General features: G+C 60.9%; 7 protein-coding genes. 6 read left to right on the forward strand and 1 reads right to left on the reverse strand.

Annotation, left to right across the window (positions count from 1 at the left end; genetic code table 11):
- The first annotated feature begins 890 nt into the window (after positions 1 to 890).
- The 5 genes from BLU35_RS12825 to BLU35_RS12845 all read left to right on the forward strand — a co-directional run bounded on the left by BLU35_RS12825 (position 891) and on the right by BLU35_RS12845 (position 7,618).
- Positions 891 to 1,652 (forward strand): GGDEF domain-containing protein, encoded by a 762-nt coding sequence (locus tag BLU35_RS12825; RefSeq protein ID WP_093233284.1) that lies wholly within the window; start codon positions 891 to 893, stop codon positions 1,650 to 1,652.
- Positions 1,653 to 2,013: 361 nt separating this feature from the next.
- Entirely contained in the window at positions 2,014 to 3,462 is a 1,449-nt protein-coding gene (locus BLU35_RS12830; protein WP_502688152.1) for a TolC family outer membrane protein, read from the forward strand.
- A gap of 33 nt (positions 3,463 to 3,495) precedes the next feature.
- Positions 3,496 to 5,673: a type I secretion system permease/ATPase gene (locus BLU35_RS12835; RefSeq protein ID WP_093233286.1), complete on the forward strand. Its 2,178-nt coding sequence runs from the start codon at positions 3,496 to 3,498 to the stop codon at positions 5,671 to 5,673.
- Between the two features lie 52 nt (positions 5,674 to 5,725).
- Complete coding sequence (locus BLU35_RS12840) at positions 5,726 to 7,006, forward strand: HlyD family type I secretion periplasmic adaptor subunit (protein WP_093233287.1); 1,281 nt, start codon at positions 5,726 to 5,728, stop codon at positions 7,004 to 7,006.
- Positions 7,007 to 7,009: 3 nt separating this feature from the next.
- Positions 7,010 to 7,618, forward strand: coding sequence for a ribbon-helix-helix domain-containing protein (locus BLU35_RS12845; RefSeq protein WP_093233288.1), 609 nt, complete (start codon positions 7,010 to 7,012; stop codon positions 7,616 to 7,618).
- Positions 7,619 to 7,714: 96 nt separating this feature from the next.
- On the opposite strand, the gene BLU35_RS12850 is transcribed toward BLU35_RS12845, so the two are convergent.
- Entirely contained in the window at positions 7,715 to 8,641 is a 927-nt protein-coding gene (locus BLU35_RS12850) for a transglutaminase-like cysteine peptidase (protein ID WP_286161515.1), read from the reverse strand.
- 515 nt (positions 8,642 to 9,156) lie between these two features.
- On the opposite strand from BLU35_RS12850, the gene BLU35_RS12855 reads away from it, so the two are divergent.
- On the forward strand, positions 9,157 to 10,530 hold a 1,374-nt coding region (locus tag BLU35_RS12855; protein WP_210185130.1), incomplete at its 3' end, for a hypothetical protein.

Consider the following 10,530-nt stretch of genomic DNA (forward strand, 5'->3'; position numbering starts at 1 on the left):
AGTTCGCCACCCGTTTGATTCGTTGCCTTTAAAGGCCGTCGCTGTCAAGTTGTAGCTCGTGAATGGCCACCGGACGGGCGGTCCCGTGTTGCTCGCCGGATTTATTGCCGGTCACTCACGGCATTGTTTGTAGAGACATTTTTGGGCCTGTCGTGAATTACGGGACGGAGGAGGAGCCGCCCCGTCTCACGCATGCGACATGTCGAATGCCCGCCAGCTTCGGTCAAAGCCGCCGCGCACTGCCGCGCCGCGTGGGTTACTTTCCAATTGTCTGCGGGATGTAGACGACAGCCCGATCACCACCGTCCGAAAATGCGCCGCCGACGGCGAGATAGGCGGTAATGGCGAGGGCTGAAAGGAGCATGATCCCGACCGGCAATCCGGTTGATGCCCTTTGTTCTGGCCAACGCTCCCTGTCGTACATCATCGGTTCCTTTCGTGGCGCTTCAGCATCGGGCGAGGGCGCCCGGCGGAATAGGAACGCCGAAAGACGGGGAGGGTTCCCGACCCTGCCGCAGTTGAACGGCCGCATGGGCCCTATCAAGCGCTGAAGACAAGGCGCGGTTCGTCGGCTTTCGGCGGTGCACTCGCGTACTGAGAACAAAGCGATCGACGACAGCCAGCGACTGCTTTGGGCAGCGTTGCTGTGTGTGAGCCCGGTCGGTAAGGTGGCATCCGGCATCGAATCGCTTCTCTACGCCGCTAGCGTTTGACGTAGCGTTCAAGCCCGCGGGAGGGACCGGGAAGCTGCTTTCGGCGAACCGGATATCCCGTTTTGGAGCATTTTTCTTGGAAAGCCTGCGTACTGCATAAAGTTGTAGGTACCCTGGAAATGGAATATCCATAAACTCGCGCTAAACCGATCGACATTGGTGAATCGGGAGCGGTGGATGCGAAGAGAAGTACAGTTCAACGGGCAGAGGGACTGGCGAATCGCGCGATATGTCATCGGTGGCATTATTGGTTTCGCCGTACTCGCCCAGGTTTTGGTCTATCTCAGCCTGGTCGCTCTCGTCGATCGGCCCTATGCGGCCGCCGTGGTTGGCGCCGCGTTGATCTCCCTGTTGATGGGCGTGCCGCTGATCGTTCTCGCGGCGACGCAGTTTCGGCGGGCCCAGCGCCTTCGCAACCAGATCAACCATGTCGTCGCCCACGATGCCACGACGGGCTGCGTGACCGGCCGCGGGCTGGTCCAACAAGTCAACGGCCTAGAGCGTCGCCGGCAACGCGCCGGCGAAGAACTTCACGGAGCACTCATTCATCTCAGGATCAACAACCTCGACGATGTTGGTGCCGCTTTCGGTCCGGCCTGGAGCGAAGAACTGCTCCAGTTCGTCGCCTCCACGATCAGCACCTCGGTGCGGCGCGATGACATCGTCGCTCGAACCGGCCCGGCAAGCTTCGACGTTCTTTTGGTCGGCGCGAGCGAATCTGATGCCGAGCAGGTTTCCGTCCGCCTGACGAGGGCATTGGCTTCGGCACACTTCTCGGCAGACGGCAGCAAGGTCGATCTGGCACTCAGCGTCGGCGGCGCATTGTTCGACGGCAGCGTAGATCTCGAACGGTTGCGCCGTGCGGCAGCATCCGAAACGGTATTGGTGGCCAGCGAGGGAACGCAAACCGTCGATTTCGTCCGGCTGCCTTCAGCGTGATTTACTGGGTGCCGGCGCCAGTGCCGGGAAAACAGGTAACCACCGCTCGCAGCGGCTGAGGCCCTGGTAAGGAATTCGCGCTGCCGTTGCGTTGACGGCGACGTTGCAGTGGGCCGAAGCGCCTTGCCACTTTGGGCAACCGCGGCTGATTTATTTTATTTCAATAGGTTAACGGTTACTCTCGTCGCCACACGAATGTTCCATTTTTGCAACATAGCCGTGCGAAAGCTTGGGGCGCCATAGAACCACCCCAAAATTGGTGGCCGCGTTATATTACCTCTGTATTATCTATCGGTAAATTTCGGCAGTTGTAACGCACGCTCGGATTCGCCAGCATGACGTACTGATTGCGAGGGGGATAATATTGAAAGTGGGGAAAACTTTTAAGGGCGGGCTTTTTTCCATTCTGCTCGCGTCAACCGTATTTGCAGGTGGCGCAGCCGAAGCGATGACGCTGAGGGAAGCGCTTCAGATCGCGATGGAATCGAACCCGGAAATCGGGCAGTCGATTGAGAACCGCGAGGCAATCGAGTTCGAACTGCGGCAGGCGCGCGGTCTCTATCTGCCGAGTGTCGACATGGAAGCTTCGACGGGCGTTCAACATCTTGAGGACGAAGCCCGTCGCCTTGGTTCTATTGAGAACGATCCGCTCTATCCTTCCGACGTCGGGCTGACCATTACGCAGAAGCTCTTCGATGGCGGTGGTCGTCGCGCCGAACTGGAGCGTCAGGCGGCGCGCGTCGACAGCGCCTCCTTCCGCGTCCTCGAACGGTCCGAGACGATCGGGCTGCAGATCGTCCGCGAATACTTCGAGTATATTCTCCAGCAGCAGATCGTTGCCGAAGCGCGCAAGAACGTCGGCGTGCACCAGTCGATCCTGTCGGATATCAGCTCGCTGATTTCAGGTGGCGCCCTGACCGATGCGGATCGCCAGCAGGCGAGTGAACGCCTGTTGTCGGCCAAGGCCCGTCTGCAGGAAGCAGAGGAATCGCTCGAAACCGTCAAGATCAGCTTCAACCGCCTGGTTGGCCAGCCGCTCACGAAGCCGTCCATGCCGAAGTCGGTGGCCGGCGTTCTGCCAAAGACGTTGGAGACGGCAATCGGTATCGCCCGCGGCAGCAATCCGCGCATCAAGGCCGCCGATTCCGACATCAGCGCTGCGGATTCGCAGGTCAAAGCGGCACGCTCGAACATGCTTCCGGAAGTCTTCGCCGAAGGGCGTGTGCGCACCGGCAACGATATCGACGGCGCGACCGGCAACACTTGGGATGCCCAGGCGCGGATCGTGGCGAAGTGGAACCTCTATCGTGGCGGCATTGATATCGCCAACGAGCAGGAGCAGATGCGCCGCGCAAGCGAACAGCGGCTGGTCTTCCACCAGGCACATCGCGAGGTCGAGGAAGCCGTTCGCATTTCCTGGGAACGCCGCAACAGCCAGTACGAGATCTCCCGCACGCTGAGCGCGCAGGCTCAGATGAACGTACAGCTCGTCGAGTCCTATCGCGAACAGCTCAAGGTCGGGCAGCGTTCGCTGCTTGACGTGCTCGGCGCGCAGAATTCGCGTTTCAATGTCAGCGTTCTCGCGAAAACCTCGCAGTACGCCGCTCTGTTTGCCGAGTACCGCCTGCTTGCGGCGACCGGCCAGCTCCTGTCGACGATGCAGATCAAGGCGCCGGCCCAGGCCGAAGCCTATGCCCGCAACGAGTTCAATGTTCCGGATACGCCGCCCACGGAAACCTATCGCCGTGTTCCTTCGCGCCAGACGAACGACTTGCCGCTCGATTTGTTGGCGCCGATCCGGCAGAAATGATAGTCCTCGTCAAGGTGGACACAATCGGTGGTAGTGCAAAGCATTGACAGGCATGTGCAGATCGGCCCGTCTTTGACTGGCTTTTCCGAGGCGTTCAAGGAGATCTGTATCTTCTTGAACCGCCCCTCGTCCGACAGCGTGCTTTATTCCGACGTTCCTTTTGACGCGCGGTTGCCGAGCGCCGAGGACGTCTCACGTATTGCGGAGCGGGTCGGCCTGGAAACGGAAATCGTTTCCGGGCGCGCGATCGGCAATCGTGATTTCGTGTACCCGCTGCTGCTCGTCTTTCGTGACGGCAGCGCCATGGCGCTTTTGGAAGAGGCGCCTGACGGCACGTTGAACCTTTCGAACAGAGCTGTTGCCCCCGGCGAAGCGGCGGTGAAACTGTCTGAGTTGCAGCTCGGCGGTCTCGCCTATGCCTTGTCCTTCTCAGCCACCTATCTCAATACGGCGTCCGGCCGCGGCGTCGGTGAGGCCCGTAACATCGACCGCCGGCATTGGCTGACGGCCACGGTCAAGCCATTCTGGCAAGCCTATGTGCAGGTGGCGATCGCGGCCTTTTTCATCAACGTGCTGGCGCTGGCCGCGCCGCTCTTTACGATGAACGTCTATGATCGGATTCTGCCGAACAAGGCGATGGCGACGCTTTGGGTGCTGGCACTTGGCATCAGCACCGCCATTCTGTTCGACTTCCTGCTCAAGACGGTTCGTGCCGCGCTGATCGACTTTGCCGGACGGAAGGCCGACCTGAAGCTCTCCTACATGCTGTTCGAGAAGATACTGCATGCGACGATGGCATCGCGCCCATCTTCGACGGGCGAATACGCCAACCGAGCGATGCAGTATGAATTCGTTCGCGAGTTCTTCACCTCGAATACGCTCAGCACCCTCATCGACAGCCTTTTCGTCTTCGTTTTCGTCGCAGCGGTCTACGCGGTCGCAGGCTGGATCGCGCTCATCCCGGCGGTCGCGTTCCTCTTGAGCGTCTTGATCGGCTATGTCGCGCAGTACAAGATCGGCAACCGCGTCGCCGCCGCCTCGAACGAATCTGCCCAGCGTCAGGCGCTGTTGGTAGAGACGATCAGCGCCATCGAGACGGTGAAGACGCTGCATTCGGAAAAGCAGCTTTTGCGCCGCTGGAACGAACTGGCTAAGCACTCTTCGAACACGGCCGAGCAGATCAAGGAGATCTCCTCCTGGGCCTCGCACGCGACACAGTTCGTGCAGCAATTGGTGACGGTCTGCATTGTTGTCGCAGGCGCCTACGAATTCACTGAAGGCAACATCTCCTCGGGCGCGATCATAGCTGCCAGCATGCTTTCCGGCCGTGCCGTCGCACCGCTGGGGCAGATCGCGATGACGCTGGCACGGCTGCGTCAGGCGATTTTGTCGCTGCGCATCCTGAATGCGGTGATGGAGCAGCCGGAGGATCGGCCGGACACGATCGGTTTCGTCAACCGTGAGATCCGCAACGGCAGCATCACTTTCACCAATCTCGATTTCGCCTATCCGGGGACCGATTACAAAGTGGTCAGCGGCATGAACGTTACGATAAAGGCGGGCGAGCGTGTTGGCATCATAGGCCGCATCGGTTCGGGCAAGACCACGCTCGGCAGGCTTCTCGCAGGTCTCTACGCGCCCAGCGCCGGCCGTATTCTGCTCGATGGCGTCGATATCCGGCAGTTGCATCCCTCCGTCGTCCGCTCGGCCGTCTCCTTCGTGTCGCAGAATTCCGACCTGTTTTCCGGCACCATCAAGGAAAACCTGCTGATGGCGAACCCCACCGCCAGCGATGAAGAAGTGGTCGCGGCAGCCCGGCTTGCCGGCGTCGACGACTTCGTCTCCCATCATCCGCGTGGCTATGACATGCCGGTCGGTGAGCGCGGTTCCCAGCTTTCGGGCGGGCAGCGCCAGGCGGTCGCCATTGCCCGGCTGTTGTTGCGCAAGCCGAAGGTGGTGTTCCTGGATGAGCCTTCCGGGGCCATGGACCTCGCCAGCGAGCGCGAGCTGATCAACAAGCTCTCCAATGTCTTCAGCAGCGATGTCACCCTTCTAATCTCCACGCACCGTCACAGCATGCTGAGCCTTGTCGATCGCCTGCTTGTACTCGACCGCGGTCGCCTTGTCGCCGATGGCCCGAAGGCCGCGGTCATCGAACAGTTGCAACGACGCTCCGGTCCTGCCGGACCGGCCGAGGGGGCGGGGCTATGATCCACGCTCTCGACGAATCAATGCCGGTCCGCAAGTGGCGGGAGGGGGCAGCATGACTGAGAAACCGCCGCTTGCCGCGCGCGCTGGGCTGCTGGTCATCGGCCTGCTGATCAGCTGTTTCGTTACCTGGGCGGCGATTGCCGAAGTGGACGAAATCGCACGTGGCGAAGGCAAGGTCATTCCCGTCTCGAAGACGCAGATCATCCAGTCGAGCGAGCCCGGCATCGTGCGCGAGATCGCCGTGCAGCTTGGGCAGGTCGTCCGCCGCGGCGACCTGATTCTGCGGCTCGACGATACGGCAAGCGGCTCCTCGCTTGGCGAGCTCGAAGCCAAGGCACGGTCGCTGCGCGCGCAGATAGCGCGCCTGGAACTCGAAGAGAGTGGGGCCTACGACGCCAAGTACAATTGCCCCGAGAATATCGCCAAGGTCGCACCGGCTATCTGTGCCAACGAGGAGCAACTGCTCCAGGCGAAGGCTGGAAACTTCAACAACAAGCTGTCGGTCATGCAGGCGCGCGAGGGTCAGCGTCAGAAGGAACTGGCGGAGGCGCAAGCCAACATCACCCGGCTGACCGAGAGCCTGCAGGTCACGGAACGGGAACAGGGGCTCATCGAGCCGATGGCCAAACGCAAGCTCATCGCTCAAACAGAGCTACTGCGGGTCGAAAAGGAATTGACCGACACCCGGGGACAGCTCGCCCTGTGGAAGCAATCGGTCGGCAAGCTGGAGGCGGCGCTCGAGGAGGCGTCGCTGCAGGTCACCGAACTCTCCCTGCAACTGAAGCAGGAGGCCCTGGCCGAAAAAACGGAGGCCCTCTCGCAGCTTTCGGTGATCGACGAAACGATCCGCGGGGCGACCAGCCGGGTCGCCAACACCGATATCCGTTCTCCGGTCGACGGCATCATCAATACGTTGGATGTCAACACGGTCGGCGCCTATGTGACGCCGGGCGCAGTGATCGGCGGCGTCGTGCCGACATCGGAGACGTTGCTCGTCGAGGCGCGGCTTTCGCCGCGCGACGTCGCCTTCGTGCGTCCGGGCCAACCGGCCTTGATCAAGGTCTCCGCCTATGACTTCTCGATTTATGGCGGCCTCGGCGGCATCGTCGAAACCGTCAGCGCCGACAGTCTCGTCGACCAGAACAATGGCGAGACCTATTATCTCGTGCGCGTTAAAACCGACACGGCTGCGCTGGTGAAGGACGGGCGGGAATATGCCATCATGCCGGGCATGATCGCTTCGGTCGATATCATGACGGGCAAGAAGACGATCCTTGCCTATCTGATGAAGCCGATCAACAAGGCGCGTGAGGAAGCCCTGCGGGAGCGCTGATGAATGAACGAAACGCAGCCTCCACCGTCCGATGAGGACCTGAGCGCGCTGCGGTTCCGCGTCGTCACTGTCGGCGGTCAGCGGCGCGGGATCAAGCTCGAGGAAATCTATTGGCAGTGTCTTGGCGAGCTTGCCGCGCGGCAGGGACGAAGACTTGCGGATATCGTTGCAGCTTGTGAAAGAGAGCTTGAAGGCGAGGGGAATTTGACGGCGCGACTGCGCTATGTCGCCACGCGCTACATGCGCGACGAGCTTATCGGTGCCAGGCAACGCAGCAATCTGGCGATCGTCGCCGGTCAGGTGCGCGCCAGCCCAACGCCTGCCTTTGCGCTCACGGGAAACAAGAACATCGTCGCCTTCAACCCCGCGTTCCTCTCCTTTGTCCAGTCGCGGGTTCTGCGGTCGCAGCAGCCGCAGCCGGCGCGCGGCTTGAGGCTCGCCTTCGATGTTCAGTTCGTCGATCTTGTCCGCCGTTTGAAGGCAGCTCCAGGCGAGCCGCAGCCGGCGGGCTTCACCATCGGCGTACAGGGGCAGGTGACGCGCGGCAAACTTAACGCCGCTCTGGCCCCGCTTGCCGACCAGGATGTGATCATCGGCTTCATTCTGGCCTGAGAGCTCGGAGGTGCCGCCTGCCGCGAGGACGGCTAAATTTAGGCGGCGTTCATGAATAGGTCTGATCAGTGAAGACGTCGACGTTGGAGCCGAGGTTCAGCGAACCGCAACGCCTTCGCCGGGCATGACATCCGCGAAAGGTGCGGCAGACGCGACCTTATCGCCGGTGGTCTTGATGCCATGGATCCAGGAGCGATCAGCGCTGACCGAAAAGAGCGCCTGATAGCTCGGAAGCGCGCGGTCAAGCTTCACCTCGTCACTCAGGTTGTCGAGAATGAAGTGCCCCTGGCTCGTCGTGATTGCGAGCACCGCGTGATAGAGGTTGCGCCGGACATCACGAAGTACAACGATCGACATGGCCTCTGACGGAAGACCGGCCGCCTTCAGGGCAGCCATCTTCAGGATGGCATAGTCTTCGCAGTCACCCTTGCCGCGGGTAAGAATTTCATCCGGCGTTGCCCAGTAGTCCTTGGAGCCGTAGTTCTCCGCGTCCGGCTGGTAGCGCACGATCCGGTTCACCGTGCGGTTGATGCCGCTGATTTTCTGGCGGAATGCAAGACCGTTGGCGTTTTCGATCGCCTTGCCGAGAATGCCGCGGGCGGCACAACCGTTCTCCTGTGCGCAGCGGTTGAAGTCCGCCGCCACGACTGCCGGATAGACGGTTTTCCATTTGCGCGCCACTGGGATTGAAGAGACGCGGAAGGCGACCGAATGGAACACGGCGGAGGGTTCCGACTCTGCCGCTGCCTGGCCGCCGAGGCTCGGGCGCGCAGTCACCGCCACCTTCTGCACCTGCCGGCTCTTCAGAGCCTCGGAAGCCTGCTTCGACAGGGTGTTGATCGTATCCGTGGCGACGGCTGCCAGCGGGCTTGCCATGCTCAGCATTTGCTGGAAGAGACCAGCGTGGAGCATACCGGAATGGCCCGCCTGAACGGATGATGTCGCAGATAGCGACACCAGGCCGATCGCGAACACCGAAGTCTTCAGGTATTTTCCGCAGTGCTTCCAGCTGTTCTTGTTCATTGCCGTGTCTCTCGGTTTCGTGAGGACACTGTACGAATGAAAAGAAAAATGCCGGTAAAGCGGTATGTATTATTTAGTGTGCTCCGGAACAATACGTTTTATGTAAAATTTTATTCAAATTTTATACTTATGTATTCTTTCGGACCAGGTCGCCGACCCAGCTTATAGACACACCAGTAACATTGTCATTGGCGGCATGTCGCGTGGATTGCAAATCGCGACCGTTTGTTTCGCAGATCCTCCTGAAGTTCCCTAAGCGATAAGCCCGCAGATCGATTCAATGGAAGGGCTCAGGTGTCGTCGAGCACGATTTCGGGGCCACTTTTTCGAGTCGCCGTGCGCCCGCGCGGAAAATGGTTTCGGACCAATGACCAGAAATACTAAATTTGTACTAAGCTCACCAATTTTGGGTATTAGCATAATATATTATGCTGTTTTCCGCTAATCCCTCAGCCCCCGATTGCGCTCCAAAAAGCTTGGTGTTTTCTTGCTCGCAAAGGTCGAGGGGTATTTTTATGGCAACCGAAGGCACCACAATTTCGAACGAAGCCGCCGCTACGCAGGCAGAGGCAATCGAGTTCCGCAACGCGCCGGATGGCAAGGCTGACCGACTGGTGGCGCAGGCGGCGACGGGAGCAGAGGGAGAACCCCAGCTCGTCGACCCGGCAACCGGAGCGCCGGTGAAAGGCGCCGAGACAGCGCCACAGACGCAGCCCATGCCCGCGACGGTCACCGCCGATGCTTCGAACGTGGTGCACCTGCCCGCAGGTGCGTCGATCGAGAAAATCAAGGTCGTCGGTACCGATATCGTTTTGGAACAGCCGGACGGGTCGACGATCACCATTCACAACGCCGCATTGAAGGTTCCGACCTTCGTCATCGGCGACGCTGAAATCCCGCGCGAAACCCTGGTGGCCGTGCTCGGCGAAAACGGCATTAACGTAGCAGCGGGTCCGGACGGCAGCATCAGCGTCGTCTCGAACCAGAGCAGCGGCGGCGGTTTTGGTGACGCCAACGCGGACATTGGCCAGGCCGGACCGGTCATCGGTCTGTTGCCGCCGACCGCTCTGGAATTTCCGACCCTCGAGGCGACCGAGCTTCTTCCGTTTACGCTTGACCCCAATGACAACCCGTCGATCATCCCCGATGGCGGCATCAGCGATCCCAGCGGCATCCTGGTGAGCGACCGGCAGGTCGACGAAGCTGGCCTCGCCAGCGGATCGCGCGCCGGCGATGGCAGCGCTTCGGTCAACGGCATCTTCACGATCTCCGATCCGGACGGCCTGGACGATGTCGCCAGCCTGACGATCAACGGCCAGACTTTCGCAATCGGCGGACTCGTCGGCCAATCGGTCGCGGGCCTGTTCGGCGTTCTGACCATCACCGCGTACAACCCCGCCACTGGCGCGGCGCAGTATACCTATGCACTGACGAGCCCCGTTACTGGCTCCGGCCCGGGCGCAAATGTCGAGCAGGACCGGGATACCTTCAATCTGACGGTCACCGACGTTGACGGCGCGACCGGTACGGCGACGCTGCGCGTGGATATCGTCGACGACGTTCCCTCGATCGGCATCACCGATCCGGCCTCGTCCAATGTGGTCGAGGGCCAGGCACTTGCCGGCAACTGGACGCTTTCGGCCGGCGCTGACGGTGTCAGCACCGTGGACGTGACGGTCGGCAACACCACGCAGACGCTGGCGCTGACGGCAGGTCAGTCGGTGGTGTTCGCGCTTGCCGAAGGCACACTGACGGTCAACGCCGACAAGACCTGGTCGTTTGCTGCGGCCAGCAACCTCAACAACGCCGGTGGCGTCAACGTCACCTTCGCGCTGTCGGCCACCGACGCCGACGGGGACACGACCAGCGACAGCCAGACGATCTCCGTC

The organism is Sinorhizobium sp. NFACC03, from assembly GCF_900103435.1.
Taxonomy (GTDB): Bacteria; Pseudomonadota; Alphaproteobacteria; order Rhizobiales; family Rhizobiaceae; genus Ensifer.